The sequence below is a fragment of the Shinella sp. JR1-6 genome (genome assembly GCF_004284735.1).
Classification (GTDB): Bacteria; Pseudomonadota; Alphaproteobacteria; order Rhizobiales; family Rhizobiaceae; genus Shinella.
In genome coordinates this window covers 327,303-341,648 of sequence record NZ_SHMI01000005.1, presented here as the reverse complement: position 1 = coordinate 341,648, position 14,346 = coordinate 327,303, and the positions used below count along the sequence as shown (strand labels likewise).

At 65.4% G+C, this 14,346-nt stretch carries 11 protein-coding genes; 6 read left to right on the top strand and 5 right to left on the bottom strand.

What is annotated here, in order from left to right; translation table 11 throughout:
- Window positions 1-48 precede the first annotated feature (48 nt).
- Both EXZ48_RS11585 and EXZ48_RS11580 read right to left on the bottom strand, forming a co-directional pair.
- Window positions 49-975 (bottom strand): pseudouridine-5'-phosphate glycosidase, encoded by a 927-nt coding sequence (locus EXZ48_RS11585; RefSeq protein ID WP_050743910.1) that lies wholly within the window; start codon window positions 973-975, stop codon window positions 49-51.
- A 34-nt stretch (window positions 976-1,009) separates the two neighbouring features.
- A complete protein-coding gene (locus EXZ48_RS11580; protein WP_130516026.1) occupies window positions 1,010-1,957 on the bottom strand; it encodes a carbohydrate kinase family protein in 948 nt (315 codons plus the stop codon).
- Between the two features lie 234 nt (window positions 1,958-2,191).
- On the opposite strand from EXZ48_RS11580, the gene recA reads away from it, so the two are divergent.
- The 3 genes from recA (at window position 2,192) to EXZ48_RS11565 (ending at window position 7,594) form a co-directional block, all read left to right on the top strand.
- Window positions 2,192-3,280, top strand: a complete 1,089-nt coding sequence (recA, locus tag EXZ48_RS11575) for a recombinase RecA (RefSeq protein ID WP_023516798.1) — start codon at window positions 2,192-2,194, stop codon at window positions 3,278-3,280.
- Window positions 3,281-3,594: 314 nt separating this feature from the next.
- Window positions 3,595-6,255 (top strand): alanine--tRNA ligase, encoded by a 2,661-nt coding sequence (gene alaS, locus EXZ48_RS11570; RefSeq protein ID WP_130516024.1) that lies wholly within the window; start codon window positions 3,595-3,597, stop codon window positions 6,253-6,255.
- Window positions 6,256-6,400: 145 nt separating this feature from the next.
- Window positions 6,401-7,594 carry a GGDEF domain-containing protein gene (locus tag EXZ48_RS11565; protein ID WP_050743913.1) on the top strand — a complete coding sequence of 398 codons (1,194 nt, stop codon included), beginning with the start codon at window positions 6,401-6,403 and terminating at the stop codon, window positions 7,592-7,594.
- Window positions 7,595-7,635: 41 nt separating this feature from the next.
- On the opposite strand, the gene EXZ48_RS11560 is transcribed toward EXZ48_RS11565, so the two are convergent.
- A complete protein-coding gene (locus EXZ48_RS11560; RefSeq protein ID WP_130516020.1) occupies window positions 7,636-9,315 on the bottom strand; it encodes a SulP family inorganic anion transporter in 1,680 nt (559 codons plus the stop codon).
- A 181-nt stretch (window positions 9,316-9,496) separates the two neighbouring features.
- Between EXZ48_RS11560 and EXZ48_RS11555 the strand changes: the two genes are divergently transcribed.
- Entirely contained in the window at window positions 9,497-10,366 is an 870-nt protein-coding gene (locus tag EXZ48_RS11555; RefSeq protein WP_130516018.1) for a GyrI-like domain-containing protein, read from the top strand.
- A gap of 153 nt (window positions 10,367-10,519) precedes the next feature.
- Here the strand turns inward: EXZ48_RS11555 and EXZ48_RS11550 are convergent, their stop codons facing one another.
- Window positions 10,520-11,158 carry a glutathione S-transferase family protein gene (locus EXZ48_RS11550; protein WP_130516016.1) on the bottom strand — a complete coding sequence of 213 codons (639 nt, stop codon included), beginning with the start codon at window positions 11,156-11,158 and terminating at the stop codon, window positions 10,520-10,522.
- Between the two features lie 111 nt (window positions 11,159-11,269).
- On the bottom strand, window positions 11,270-12,484 hold the full coding sequence (locus tag EXZ48_RS11545; RefSeq protein WP_023514528.1) for an NADP-dependent isocitrate dehydrogenase: 1,215 nt from the start codon (window positions 12,482-12,484) through the stop codon (window positions 11,270-11,272).
- A 214-nt stretch (window positions 12,485-12,698) separates the two neighbouring features.
- Here EXZ48_RS11545 and EXZ48_RS11540 point away from each other — a divergent pair, with 214 nt between their 5' ends.
- On the top strand, window positions 12,699-13,274 hold the full coding sequence (locus EXZ48_RS11540) for a hypothetical protein (RefSeq protein WP_023514529.1): 576 nt from the start codon (window positions 12,699-12,701) through the stop codon (window positions 13,272-13,274).
- 174 nt (window positions 13,275-13,448) lie between these two features.
- Window positions 13,449-14,282 carry an RNA methyltransferase gene (locus EXZ48_RS11535; protein ID WP_037408709.1) on the top strand — a complete coding sequence of 278 codons (834 nt, stop codon included), beginning with the start codon at window positions 13,449-13,451 and terminating at the stop codon, window positions 14,280-14,282.
- Window positions 14,283-14,346: the final 64 nt, after the last annotated feature.

Below are 14,346 nucleotides of genomic sequence, written 5' to 3'. Positions count from 1 at the left end.
CTGACCGGAAGGAGCAGGGCAGGCCGTGCGGCTGCCCCGCAGGGCGGCTTAGTCCGCCAGCGCCACGGCGATTTCCGCCGCGAGGCGCGCATTGTTCTCGACGAGCGCAATATTGGTCTTGAGGCTGCGGCCGTCCGTCAGGCGGAACAGGCTGTCGAGCAGATAGGGCGTCACGGCCTTGCCGGCGATCTCGTCGCGTTCGGCATTGTCGAGCGCGCGGGCGATGTAGATCTCCATCTCCTCGCGGGCGATCTCGTCGGCCTCCGGCACCGGATTGGCGATCAGCATGCCGCCGTCGACGCCGAGCTGGTCGCGCACCTTCTGGAAATTGGCGATGGCGGCCGGGCTGTTCAGCGTCAGCGGGCTTTTGAGCCCCGAATCGCGTGACCAGAAGGCCGGGAAGGTGGGGCTGTCGTAGGTGACGACGGGCACGCCGCGCGTCTCCAGCACTTCAAGGGTCTTCGGAATGTCGAGGATCGCCTTGGCGCCCGCGCAGACCACGATGACGCCGGTGCGCGACAGTTCGTCGAGGTCGGCGGAGATGTCGAAGGTCTCCTCCGCCTTGCGGTGCACGCCGCCGATGCCGCCGGTCGCAAAGACCTTGATGCCGGCGCGGGCGGCGCCGATCATCGTCGCCGCGACGGTCGTCGCGCCGGTGCGGCGCTCGGCGATCGCGAAGGCGAGGTCGGCGCGCGACAGCTTCATCGCGCCCTCGGTCTGTGCCAGCGTTTCCAGCGTCGCATCGTCGAGGCCGATATGCAGGATGCCGTCGATGACGGCGATCGTCGCCGGCACGGCGCCTTCTTCGCGGATGATGCGCTCGACGCTGCGGGCCATGTTCAGGTTGCCCGGATAGGGCATGCCGTGGGTGATGATCGTCGATTCGAGCGCGACGATCGGCGCGCCGCGGCTCTTGGCGGCGGCGACTTCGTCCGAATACTGCATCGGCAGGAGGGTGGAAACGGGTCTGGTCATGCGAGGTCCTTGCAGGAATTTCGGCAAAAAAGTCTCATGCCATTCCTTCGGCCTCCGGCACAAGGGAAAGTGCGGCCTGAAGCGCCGCCTGCGACATTTCTTCGGCGACGGCGAGCGGCGAGCGCACGGTGATCGCCGCGGCGGCAACCCCGTGGCGCAGCGCCTCGCCGATCTCGTGGCCGCTGATCCAGGCGTCGAGGAAGCCGGAGGCGAGCGAATCGCCCGCGCCGGTGACGTCGCCGAGCGCGGGGGCTTCCGGCGGCGCAACGCATGCGGCGCGCTTTGCATCGAAGGCGATGACGCCGCGGCCGCCGCGCGTCACGACACCGGCGGAAAGGCCGGCTGCGCGCAGCGCCTTCGGCCAGTCGGCCGGATTGTCCGGTGCTGCGCCCGTCAGTGCGCGCGCCTCCGCCTCGTTCATGAACAGGAAGGCGAGGGCGGGAAGGCTAGCGGCGAACCGCGGGACCTTGGCCGGTGAAATGGCGATTCCGGCGATCGGCACACCTGCGGCGCACGCCGCCGTCGTCATGGCCGCCAGCGTTTCGGCCGGCAGGTTGGCATCGGTGAGGATCAGCCCCGCCGCAGCGACCGCATCGCGCATCGCCCGCTGCTGCAGGCGGCGCGGCGAGAAGAGGCGGTAGAGTTCCATGTCCGCCAGGGCGATGACGAGGTTGCCGTCCCGCTCGATGATCGCCGTATAACTCGGCGTCGCCCGGTCGAGGAAGGTGAAGGGCGTGTCCTCGACCCCCGCCGCCTCCGCTGCCGCCGCGACGATGTCGCCGTCCGCATCGCCGCCGCGCGGCGAGACGAGCCGCACCGTCCGGCCGAGCCGGGCGAGGTTGCGCGCCGCATTGAACGCGCCGCCACCCGCTTCCACGAACCAGGCGCCGGGATTGCTCGCCCCCGGCGCCGTCTCGCCGGCAATGCGCCCGCGCCTGTCCACATGGGCGCCGCCCATCACCAGTATCGTCTTTCCCGTCATCGTCTTCCTTCATTCCCGCGGCACGATTCGCCTGCAACCGTGCAGACCCTGCGCGGGTACATCCTTGTTCCGCCACGGCTTTCAACAGCCCTAAACGAAAAGAGAACAAACGCTCGATTCACGAAATCATTCAAATGGATGAATGGATCTTGCAAAAAGAGAACAAAATGTGTACATAGCTTTCATCGACGGCTTCGTTGCCTGTCTTGCTTCAATAACCTAAAGGTGGACGAAATGGCACAGAACACTTTGCGGCTCGTAGAGGATAAAGCAGTGGATAAAAGCAAGGCACTCGAAGCGGCACTCTCCCAGATCGAGCGCTCCTTCGGCAAGGGCTCCATCATGAAGCTCGGTGGCAAGGACAGCGTCATCGAGATCGAGACGGTGTCGACGGGCTCGCTCAGCCTCGACGTCGCACTCGGGATCGGCGGCCTGCCCAAGGGCCGTATCATCGAGATCTACGGCCCGGAAAGCTCGGGCAAGACGACGCTTGCGCTGCAGACCATCGCCGAATCCCAGAAGAAGGGCGGCATCTGCGCCTTCGTCGACGCCGAACACGCGCTCGACCCGGTCTATGCCCGCAAGCTCGGCGTCGACCTTGAAAACCTTCTCATCTCGCAGCCCGACACCGGCGAGCAGGCGCTCGAGATCACCGACACGCTGGTGCGCTCCGGCGCCGTCGACGTGCTGGTCGTCGATTCGGTCGCCGCGCTCACGCCGCGCGCCGAAATCGAGGGCGAGATGGGCGAGAGCCTGCCGGGTCTCCAGGCGCGCCTGATGAGCCAGGCGCTGCGTAAGCTCACCGCCTCGATCTCCAAGTCGAACACGATGGTGATCTTCATCAACCAGATCCGTATGAAGATCGGTGTCGTCTACGGTTCGCCGGAAGTGACGACGGGCGGCAACGCGCTGAAGTTCTATGCCTCCGTCCGCCTCGACATCCGCCGCATCGGCGCCGTCAAGGAGCGCGACGAGGTGATCGGCAACCAGACGCGCGTCAAGGTCGTCAAGAACAAGATGGCACCGCCCTTCAAGCAGGTCGAGTTCGACATCATGTATGGCGAGGGCGTTTCCAAGACCGGCGAGCTCATCGACCTCGGCGTCAAGGCGGGCATCGTGGAAAAGTCCGGCGCCTGGTTCTCCTACAACAGCCAGCGTCTCGGCCAGGGCCGCGAGAACGCCAAGACGTTCCTGCGCGACAATCCGGATCTCGCCCGCGAGATCGAGACGGCGCTGCGCCAGAATGCCGGCCTGATCGCCGACCGCTTCCTGGAGAACGGCGGACCGGATCCGAACGACGCGGACGACGCGGCCGGCATGTAATCGCCGCGCAACGGTTTCGCAAAAACATCGAAGACCGGCCTCTTCTTCGCGAAAGGCCGGTTTTTTGGTGTCTGGACAGGGGCCGAGGCGGGCGATAAAAGCCTTCAGTTCTCGCGCGCGCCAAGGTTTTCGACCTTCCGCCTCCTCTAAGCGGCAGGCGCGGGCGGTTTCGACGGAATTCGCGGATGGGCGACCTTGACGGGTCTTCCGGGCGGGCACTCCGGCCGGCGAGGCGGTTTCGCCATCGTTGCAGTGAATTGGGTGGGTGATGCGCCGGTTTTCCGGCGCAAAAGGGCAGAGATGAAGGACGCGATATGAGCGGCGTGAATGAGATCCGGTCGACTTTCCTCGACTATTTCCGAAAGAACGGCCACGAGATCGTGTCGTCCAGCCCGCTCGTGCCGCGCAACGACCCGACGCTGATGTTCACCAATGCCGGCATGGTGCAGTTCAAGAACGTCTTCACCGGCCTGGAATCACGTCCCTATTCCACCGCGACGACAGCCCAGAAGGTCGTGCGTGCCGGCGGCAAGCACAACGACCTCGACAATGTCGGCTATACCGCGCGGCACCTGACCTTCTTCGAGATGCTCGGCAACTTCTCGTTCGGCGACTATTTCAAGGAGCGCGCCATCGAGCTTGCCTGGACGCTGGTGACGAAGGGGTTCGATCTGCCGAAGAACCGGCTGCTCGTGACCGTCTATTCCGAGGACGAGGAAGCGGCCATCCTCTGGAAGAAGATCGCCGGCCTTTCCGACGACCGGATCATCCGTATCCCGACCTCGGACAACTTCTGGCAGATGGGCGACACCGGTCCCTGCGGCCCCTGTTCGGAAATCTTCATCGACCAGGGCGAGCATGTCTGGGGCGGTCCGCCCGGCTCGCCGGAGGAGGATGGCGACCGGTTCCTCGAATTCTGGAACCTCGTCTTCATGCAGTTCGACCAGACGGCGCCCGGCGAGCGCAGTCTGCTGCCGCGCCCGTCGATCGACACCGGCATGGGCCTCGAGCGCATGGCCTGCATCCTGCAGGGTGTGCAGAGCGTTTTCGAAACTGATCTTTTCCGCACGCTGATCTCGGCTGTCGAGGAGGCCGTCGGCACGAAGGCCGAGGGCGAAGCGGCAGCGAGCTGCCGGGTCATCGCCGATCACCTGCGCTCCTCCGCCTTCCTGATCGCCGACGGCGTCCTGCCGTCGAACGAAGGCCGTGGCTACGTCCTGCGCCGCATCATGCGCCGCGCCATGCGCCACATGCAGCTGCTCGGCGCCCGCGAACCTTTGATGTGGTCGCTGCTCCCTGCGCTCGTCGGCGAGATGGGCCGCGCCTATCCCGAACTCGTGCGGGCCGAGGCGCTGATCTCCGAGACGCTGAAGCTTGAGGAAACCCGTTTCCGCAAGACGCTGGAGCGCGGCCTGTCGCTGCTCTCGGATGCCACCGTGACGCTCAAGACAGGCGACATGCTGGATGGCGAGACCGCGTTCAAGCTGTACGATACCTATGGCTTCCCGCTCGACCTAACCCAGGACGCGCTGCGCGCCCGGGACATCCATGTCGACCTTTCCGGCTTCAACGATGCGATGCAGCGCCAGAAGGCGGAAGCGCGCGCGAACTGGTCCGGCTCCGGCGACAAGGCGACGGAAGCCGTCTGGTTCGAGCTGAAGGAAAAGCACGGCGCGAGCGAATTCCTCGGATATGACACGGAGACGGCCGAGGGCGTCGTCCAGGCGATCGTCCGGGACGGCAAGACGATCGACGGCGCCACTGCCGGCGACAGTGTCCAGATCGTCGTCAACCAGACGCCGTTCTACGGCGAATCGGGCGGCCAGATGGGCGATACGGGCGTGATCGTCAGCGACCATGCGCGCCTTGCGGTGACCGATACGCAGAAGAAGGGCGAGGGCGTCTTCGTCCACAGTGCCGTCGTCGAGAGCGGCAAGCTTGCCGTCGGCGACGCTGTCGCCCTGACGGTGGATCATGCCCGCCGTTCGCGGCTGCGCGCCAACCACTCCGCCACCCACCTGCTGCACGAGGCGCTGCGCGAGGTGCTCGGCACCCACGTCGCCCAGAAGGGCTCGCTGGTCGCGCCCGAGCGCCTGCGCTTCGACGTCTCCCATCCCAAGCCCATGTCGGCGGAGGAGCTGCGCGTCATCGAGGACATGGCGAACGAGATCATCGTGCAGAACGCCCCGGTCACCACCCGCCTGATGACGGTGGACGACGCGATCGCGGAAGGCGCCATGGCGCTCTTCGGCGAAAAATACGGCGACGAGGTGCGTGTGGTTTCCATGGGCACCGGCCTGCACGGCGCCAAGGCGAACCGGCCCTATTCCGTCGAGCTTTGCGGCGGCACGCACGTGTCGGCGACCGGCGAGATCGGCCTCGTGCGCATCCTTTCGGAAAGCGCGGTCGGCTCGGGCGTGCGCCGTCTCGAGGCGCTGACGGGCGAGGCGGCCCGGGCCTACCTTGCCGAACAGGACGAGCGCGTCAAATCGCTCGCCACCACGCTGAAGGCGCAGCCGGGCGAGGTGCTTTCCCGCGTCGAGGCGCTGGTCGAGGAGCGCCGCAAGCTGGAACGCGAACTGACCGAGGCGAAGAAGAAACTGGCGCTGTCGGGCGGCACTGCCGGCGGCGACGACGGCGTGCGCGAGGTCGCGGGCGTGAAATATCTCGGCAAGGTCGTCACAGGCGTCGAGCCGAAGGACCTGAAGAGCCTTGCCGACGACGGCAAGAAGAGCCTCGGCTCCGGCATCGTCACCTTCGTCGGCGTTTCGGCCGACGGCAAGGCGAGCGCCGTTGTCGCCGTCACCGAAGACCTTACCGGCCGGTTCAGCGCTGTCGACCTCGTGCGCCGCGCCTCCGAGGCGCTTGGCGGCAAGGGTGGCGGCGGGCGTGCGGACATGGCGCAGGCCGGTGGCCCGGATGGTGCCAAGGCGGGCGACGCGATCGAGGCGGTCGCCGGCGGGATCGCCGGCTGATCGGCCGGGCCGGAATGCAAATGGATCATGGCGGCGGGCTTCGGCCCGCCGCTTTTGTTTGCGAAGTCTTCAAGGTTTATCCCTAGCATCCTGCGCGTGCGGAGTGGGTGTTTTGATTGAAGACGTCATCAGTATTTCAACCTTGATGATCTGTACGTTCCTGTCGACCACCATCGTCGGGATTTTCATGCTGCAGCTCTGGCTGACGGACCGGCGGCACAGGGCAGCCGGCTACTGGTGCCTGTCCATGTGGGTCGGCTCGCTTTGCACGCTGCTCTTCGCGCTTCGTGCCGTGGGCCCGCCGCTCCTCACCGTCGGCCTCGGCAACCTGCTCGCCGCCTTCGGCTACGCCTTCATGTGGGCCGGTTTTCGCGTCTTCGACCGCCGCCGCGCGCATCTTGCGGTCATCCTTTCCGGTCCGCTCTTCTGGGCTCTTGCCTATCTCTTCGTGCCGCAGGTGACGGCGGACGTGAACAACCGCATCATCGTCACCTCGGTCATCATCGCGGCCTATTCGCTGTGGATCGGCGCCGATATCTGGCGCGGGCGCCGCGCCGAGCCGCTGCCGACCCGCACGCTTGCCGCCGCCTTCTTCGTCAGCCACGGCGTCATCTACGGTCTGCGCATCCCCATGGCGATCATGCTGCCCGCGGCCTTCGGCCATGGCACCGCCTATTCCGCCTGGTTTGCACTCTTCTCGCTGGAACTCTTCGCCCACACGATCCTGGCCGCCGTCGCCATGCTGGTGCTGATCAAGGAGCGCGGCGAGGCGCTCTACCGCCAGGCCTCGCGCACCGATGCGCTGACCGGCATCGCCAATCGCGGCTCCTTCCTGGACGACATGCAGAAGCGGCTTGCCGACCGGCCGCAGGGCACGCTGATGATTTTCGACCTTGATCGGTTCAAGGCGATCAACGACACCTACGGCCATGTCGCGGGCGATCTCGTGCTGAAGCGGTTTTCCGCGCTGGTCGCCGCGCGTCTCGAAACGGGCATGCTGTTCTGCCGCTTCGGCGGCGAGGAGTTCGCGCTCTTTGCGCCCGGGCGCGACATGGCCTGTGCCGAGCCCTTCGCCGAGGGGCTGCGGCACACGGTGGCCGCGTTGCCGATCCCCACGGAAGAGCATGAGATCGCCGTGTCGGTCAGCATCGGCCTTGCCGATGTCGCGACCTTCGGGGCGGATTTCGACCGCCTGCATTCGGCGGCCGACGGCGCGCTCTATGCGGCCAAGGAGGCGGGCCGCAACCAGGTGAAGCGTGCGGCGCCCTCGCTGGGCCTTCCCGGTCTCGCCGAGCGCATGAAGACGCCTGTCACGGCGGATGTTGCCCGCACCGGCTGAGGCCTTTCAGAGATCCTCTTTACGCGCCCGCCCGAATGGCTTCAGCGCGATGGTGGGAAGGTCGCGATCTCCTCCAGCGCGCTTTCCACCGTCGCGGTGAAGGTGACGCGCGGGGCGTGCAGCTCGTGGGCTTCCAGCAGGCGGCGCATGTCGGGCTTCAGCCCGGTGATGAAGACGCGCACGCCGGCCCGCTCTGCCTTGCGCACCAGGCCTTCGATGACGCTGGCGGCGGTCGAATCGAGCAGCGGCACGTCGGCGCAGTCGAGCACGAAGTTGCGCCGCTGGTCGGCGATGCGGTCGAGCACCGAGCCGACGCTGGCGGCTGCGCCGAAGAAGAAGACGCCGCTGATGCGGTAGATCACGGTGTCCGGATCGTTGGCGACGACCGGCCGCTCGGGCAGGCCGCTATCCTCGCCGGCATTCTCGATGGCGCGCACGACGCGCGGCACGGCCTCCTCACGGATGGCGACGGCCTTGCCCATGCGATCGATGAACAGCACCGCGCCGATGAGGAAGCCGACGACGATGCCCTCCGTCAGGTCGCGGAAGACGACGAGCAGGAAGGTGACGACGAGCACTGCCGCATCGCCGCGCGAAGAGCGGAAGAGGGCGGCGATGGCCGGGCGCTCCACCATGTTGAACGCGACGACCGCGAGCACGCCTGCAAGCGCGGCGAGCGGGATGTAGCTGGCGAGCGGCGCGGCCACGAGCATGAAGAGCAGCAGGAAGAGTGCATGCAGCATGCCCGAGACCGGGCTGGTGGCGCCGGAGCGCACGTTGGTTGCGGTGCGGGCGATGGTACCCGTCACGCAGATGCCGCCGAACAGCGCCGAACCGACATTGGCGAATCCCTGGGCGACCAGTTCCATGCTGGAGCGGTGCCTGCGCCCCGTCATGCCATCGGCGACGACGGCCGAGAGCAGCGATTCGATGGCGCCGAGCAGGGCGAAGGCGACGGCATCCGGCAGCACGGCGATGACGAGCTCCGGCGAGAAGGACGGTAGCGCCGGCAAGGGCAGGCCACGCGGAATGCCGTTGAACCGGCTGCCGATCGTATCTGCCGGCAGCGAGAGGAGCGCGGTGGCGAACGAGGCGACGGTGACGGCGATGAGGAGGTTCGGCCAGCTCGGGCGGAAGCGGCGCAGGAGGAGGATGACGGCGACGGTAAGCCCGGCGACGCCGAAGGCGGCCGGGTTGAAGCTCGGCCGGGCGATCCATAGTGCTTCGAGCTTGTCGAGGATCGGCCCCGGCTCGCGCCCGTCGAGCTTCAGGCCGAACAGCTCGCCGATCTGGCTGGCGAAGATGATGACGGCGATGCCGGCCGTGAAGCCGACCGTCACGGGATAGGGGATGAACTTGATGTATTTGCCGAGCCTGAGATAGCCGGCAAGTGCAAGCAGGATGCCGGAAAGCAGGGTGGCAAGCAGCAGGCCCTCGACGCCGTGGCGGGCGACCGTCGCCGAGACCAGCACGATGAAGGCGCCGGCCGGCCCACCCACCTGAAACCGGCTGCCGCCGAGGGCGGAAACCAGGAAACCGCCGACGATGGCGGTGTAGAGACCGCGATCCGGCGTGACGCCCGAGGCGATGGCGATCGCCATGGACAGCGGCAGCGCGACGATCGCCACCGTGAGGCCGGACAGCGCATCGGCCTTGAAACGCGCGGGGCCGTAGCCCTCCGCGAAAACGCTGGCGAGCTTCGGCATCAGGGTATCGGTCATGGGTGCCTCGAAAGGCCGGAGGATGGAGAAAAGGGGCCGGCGCGGACATCTCACGCCGAGTCGCCCGTTTTTGCAATGACACAAGGCAAGGCTATGCGAAATTTGCAGAGCAAGAAGAAGCGCAGGATTTGTGAAATCGCGCCGTGCTTGATTGAATGCGTTCCGGCGAGAGGAAAACGGCATGAGTGAAAACGAGATCTGGACAGCCTATGAAAAGCGCCTGCTCAGGGTTTCCGCCTATATCTACGAGCATCTGGAAGAGGATCTCGACCTCGACCGGCTGTCGGAGATCGCCTGCCTTTCCGCCTATCACTGGCACCGCGTCTACCGCGCCGTACACAACGAGACGCTGGCGGGTACCGTCCGACGGTTGCGTCTGCACCGTGCGGCGGGCGATCTGGTGCGCAGCGACCGCTCCGTCCGGGACATCGCCGCGCGATGGGGGTACCCCAACCTCCAGTCCTTCAACCGTACCTTTGCGGCAGTCTACGGCCTGCCGCCGGCACGCTACCGCAAGGAGGGCTCCCATCGTGCCTATGAACCCGAAAACGACAAGGAGTCTTCCCGCATGTTCGACGTGACCATTCGCACCATGCCCGAGCAGACGCTGCTCGCGGTTCCCCATTCCGGCTCCTATATGGGCATCGGAAAGGCCTTCGAGGCGCTTTACGGCGCGCTCTTTTCCCGCAACATCTTCCGGCCGGACATGCGCATGACCGGCATCTTCCTTGATGATCCCGATCTTGTGCCGGAGGCGAAGCTGCGCTCCTTCGCCTGCGTGACGGCGGGCGCGGAGGTTCCCGCCGAGGCGCCGCTCGTGCGCCGCACGCTCGTAGAAGGCGACTACGCTGTGCTGCGCCACCAGGGGCCTTATGCGAATATGGGCGCTGCCTATCGCTGGCTCTACGCCACATGGCTTCCCGCCTCGGGGCGCTCGATCCGCGACGAGGTGATGTTCGAGACCTATCTCAACAATCCGCGCGAGGTTCCGCCGAACGAGCTCCTGACGGAAATCTGCCTGCCGCTCCAGCGGGCGGCGGCGGTGGCCTGAGGCCGGCAGCACGGCGCGGAGCGTTGCAGCAGGTGATTGTTCCGACCTGTCGCTTTCAGGCTCGGCCCGAGGATCCCCATACACCGGGTGCTGGGCGTTCGGGCCGAACCCGACCACCACGAAAGAAAAGAGAAGCGGCAAAGACAGCCAGCCCTAGCTCTTCTTCATCGCTTCGAGCTGCCGATGCATCTCCTCGTCATCGATCGCCTTGGCCTTCAGATAGGCCGGGCGATCCTTCAGACGGTCCCAGTAGGCCTGATATTCCTGCCGTGTTTCCAGCGAGCCGAACTGCAGGCCCCAGCTGATATGCGAGCCGACATAGACGTCGGCGGCGGTGAAGGCGTCGCCGGCAATATAGGGCGCGCGGGTGACGGCGAAGGAGAGGGCGTCCAGCACCGATTGATAGCTGCCGCAGCCGATGCTGCGTTCGCGTTCCTTCGGCACGCTGAGTCCGAAGGCCTTGAGCGAGACCGCCATTTCAACCGGACCCGCCGCGAAGAACATCCAGCGATAATAGTCCCCGCGCAGGTTTGCCGGCGGGGCAAGGCCGGCTTCGGGAAAGGCGTCGGCCATGTAGGCGCAGATGGCGGCGGCTTCCGTCACCACGGTCTTGCCGTGGCGAATGGCGGGCACCTTGCCCATGGGATTGACCGCAAGGTATTCCGGCGCCTTCATCGAGCCTTCGAAGGTCAGCCATTCGGTGCGGTAGGGCGCGCCGACCTCCTCCAGCATCCAGCGGGCGATGCGCCCGCGCGACATCGGGTTGCTATAGAAAACAAGCTCCTCGGCCATGGTATCCTCCTCCTATGGCGAGGGGAGAATAGGGCGCGGGCCGGGCTGCGCAAGGGCATGCAAAAGAAAAGCCCGGCGCTGGGCCGGGCTTTGCGAAGTCTCGTTTCAGGCTCAGGCCGCCATGGCCTTCTTGAGGTTCTCGTCGATCTTGTCGAGGAAGCCGGTGGTGGAGAGCCACGGCTGGTCGGGGCCGATGAGGAGCGCGAGGTCCTTGGTCATGAAGCCCGATTCGACGGTTTCGACGCAGACGCGTTCCAGCGTTTCGGAGAACTTGGCCAGCTCCGCATTGCCGTCCAGCTTGGCACGGTGGGCAAGGCCACGCGTCCAGGCGAAGATCGAGGCGATCGAGTTGGTCGAGGTTTCCTCGCCCTTCTGGTGCTGGCGGTAGTGGCGCGTCACCGTGCCGTGGGCGGCTTCGGCTTCGACGGTCTTGCCGTCCGGCGTCATCAGAACCGACGTCATCAGGCCGAGCGAACCGAAACCCTGGGCGACGATGTCGGACTGCACGTCGCCGTCATAGTTCTTGCAGGCCCAGACATAGCCGCCGGACCACTTGAGCGCCGAGGCGACCATGTCGTCGATCAGGCGGTGCTCGTACCAGATCTTGGCTTCCTTGAACTTGTCGGCGAATTCGGCGTCGAAGACCTGCTGGAAGATGTCCTTGAAGCGGCCGTCATAGACCTTGAGAATGGTGTTCTTGGTCGAGAGATAGACCGGCACCTTGCGCTGCAGGCCGTAGTTGAACGACGCGCGGGCGAATTCGGTGATCGAATCGTCGAGGTTGTACATGCCCATTGCGACGCCGGCGGACGGGGCGTCGAACACGTCGTATTCGATTTCCTTGCCGTCCTCGCCGACGAACTTCATCGTCAGCTTGCCCTTGCCGGGGAACTTGAAGTCGGTGGCGCGGTACTGGTCGCCGAAGGCGTGGCGGCCGACGATGATCGGCTTGGTCCAGCCCGGAACGAGACGCGGCACGTTCTTGCAGATGATCGGCTCGCGGAAGATGACGCCGCCGAGGATGTTGCGGATCGTGCCGTTCGGCGACTTCCACATCTTCTTCAGCTTGAATTCTTCGACGCGGGCTTCATCCGGCGTGATGGTGGCGCACTTGACGCCGACGCCATGCTTCTTGATGGCGTTCGCCGCGTCGATCGTCACCTGGTCGTCGGTGGCGTCGCGGTTTTCCATGCCGAGGTCGTAATAGTGGAGGTCGATATCCAGGTAAGGATGGATCAGCTTTTCCTTGATGAACTGCCAGATGATGCGCGTCATCTCATCGCCGTCGAGTTCGACGACGGGGTTGGCGACCTTGATCTTTGCCATGGAGAGCCTCGTGTTTTGTCGGGGCCTAGCGCCCCGGATCGTGGACTTGAAAGGAACGCTTGGCCCTATAGCACTCGCGGCCGGGAAGGCAAAGACAACCAATTGCCGAGACGGTTTATTTTCGCCGGGGTTGAGAATAAGTTTCGCCAAAATTCCGTTTCAGGAAGGCTCTCGGGCGGCCGCTCCGGTCCGCCGTCATCCAATGGAGAATATGATGTCGCGTTTCGGTTTCGTGGCGCTCGCCCTTCTGCTTCCCGTTTCCGTCGAGGCTGCCGATTTCAAGGCGCCCGTCGCGGAGGTCATGGCGGCCGCCACGGCCAACTGGCAGGACATGGGCACGGATACCGATACGCCGCCGCCCTATACCGACTACTTCTCCGAGGATTTCCTGAAGCGTCTCTACAGCAAGGATTTCGTCGCGAAATACAAGGAGGCGGCGAAGTTCCCGGCCTATGACGACGGCGGCTCGCCGTTCGACTACGATCCGATCATCGGCGGACAGGACGGCTGCGCGCTGAAGGACGTGGCGACCGCCGAGGGGCAGCCGGCAAACGGCGCTGAAGACGTGACCGTGACCTTCGACAACAGCCATTGTTTCGGCGAGCGGGCCAGCGACTGGCAGCCGGAAAAGCTGGTCTTCAAGGTGATCGAGGAGGACGGAAGGGCGGTCATCGACGATATCGAGCGTCCCAGCTTCGAGGATGGCGCCTCCCTGAAGAAGGAAATGCTGGAGATCGCCGAGGCTGGCGCCAACGGTGGTAGCGGCAGCGCCGCCGAATCCCCGGAATAGGCGGCTGGCGCTTTTCATTTCCGGCGTATTGTGCCAGTGAGGCCCATCTTTCCAAAGCGCGCGCGCCGCGGTCCTTCGGATTCGCTTCCGGCGCCTTGGATTTTTGATTTTCGCATGTCGGTAGCGCAAAACCGCGGCACACTTTTGCGTGACATGCTTTAGGGACATATGGGCATGGCAGGCACGAACAGCGAACGCACGCTGATCGCCGAAGGACCGGCGATCATTCTCGTTCATCCGCAACTCGGCGAGAATATCGGCATGGTGGCGCGCGCCATGGCGAATTTCGGCCTTGCCGAGCTGCGCCTGGTCAACCCGCGCGACGGCTGGCCGAGCGAGAAGGCGATTTCCGCGGCCAGCAAGGCGGATCACGTCATCGAGGCGGCGAAGGTCTATCCATCCCTGGAAGCGGCCGTCGCCGATCTCGAATTCGTCTATGCGACGACGGCACGCGACCGCTATGGCTACAAGGAAGTTCGCTCGCCCGTGGTTGCCGCCGACGACCTGCGCACGCGCTTCCGCGCTGGCGAAAAGACCGGCATCCTCTTCGGCCGCGAGCGCACGGGTCTCACCAACGAGGAGATCGCGCTCGCCGACGAACTGGTGACCTTTCCGGTCAATCCCGCCTTCGCCTCGCTCAACCTCGCCCAGGCCGTGCTCCTCATGAGCTACGAATGGATGAAGAGCGGCCTTGCCTCCGTCGAGGATACGCCCTTCGACGCGCTGCCACAGCGCCCGGCCAAGAAGGAGGAGCTGCAGGGGCTTTTCGATCATGTGGAGGAGACGCTGGACGCGCGCGGCTACTTCCGGCCTGCCGAAAAAAAGCCAAAACTGGTGGAGAACCTGCGCGCCATCCTGACGCGCCCTTCCTTCACCGGCACGGAGATCCAGGTCATGCGCGGCATCATCTCCTGCCTCGATCGTTTCACCCGCGAATCGCCGCGCGGCGCGAGCAATCCGAACCGCACCCGCAATCGTCGGCCGAAGGTGCCCCGTGACGACGAATAGGCCCTTTCCCGAAAAGTCGGCGGCCGGTTCCTTACTCGGCAAGGCTCCGGAACAGACGGCAAAG

Coding starts and splice junctions, on each gene's coding strand:
- EXZ48_RS11585 (WP_050743910.1), bottom strand. CDS start 975: ATGACCAGACCCGTTTCCACCCTCCTGCCGATGCAGTATTCGGACGAA.
- EXZ48_RS11580 (WP_130516026.1), bottom strand. CDS start 1,957: ATGACGGGAAAGACGATACTGGTGATGGGCGGCGCCCATGTGGACAGG.
- recA (WP_023516798.1), top strand. CDS start 2,192: ATGGCACAGAACACTTTGCGGCTCGTAGAGGATAAAGCAGTGGATAAA.
- alaS (WP_130516024.1), top strand. CDS start 3,595: ATGAGCGGCGTGAATGAGATCCGGTCGACTTTCCTCGACTATTTCCGA.
- EXZ48_RS11565 (WP_050743913.1), top strand. CDS start 6,401: ATGATCTGTACGTTCCTGTCGACCACCATCGTCGGGATTTTCATGCTG.
- EXZ48_RS11560 (WP_130516020.1), bottom strand. CDS start 9,315: ATGACCGATACCCTGATGCCGAAGCTCGCCAGCGTTTTCGCGGAGGGC.
- EXZ48_RS11555 (WP_130516018.1), top strand. CDS start 9,497: ATGAGTGAAAACGAGATCTGGACAGCCTATGAAAAGCGCCTGCTCAGG.
- EXZ48_RS11550 (WP_130516016.1), bottom strand. CDS start 11,158: ATGGCCGAGGAGCTTGTTTTCTATAGCAACCCGATGTCGCGCGGGCGC.
- EXZ48_RS11545 (WP_023514528.1), bottom strand. CDS start 12,484: ATGGCAAAGATCAAGGTCGCCAACCCCGTCGTCGAACTCGACGGCGAT.
- EXZ48_RS11540 (WP_023514529.1), top strand. CDS start 12,699: ATGTCGCGTTTCGGTTTCGTGGCGCTCGCCCTTCTGCTTCCCGTTTCC.
- EXZ48_RS11535 (WP_037408709.1), top strand. CDS start 13,449: ATGGCAGGCACGAACAGCGAACGCACGCTGATCGCCGAAGGACCGGCG.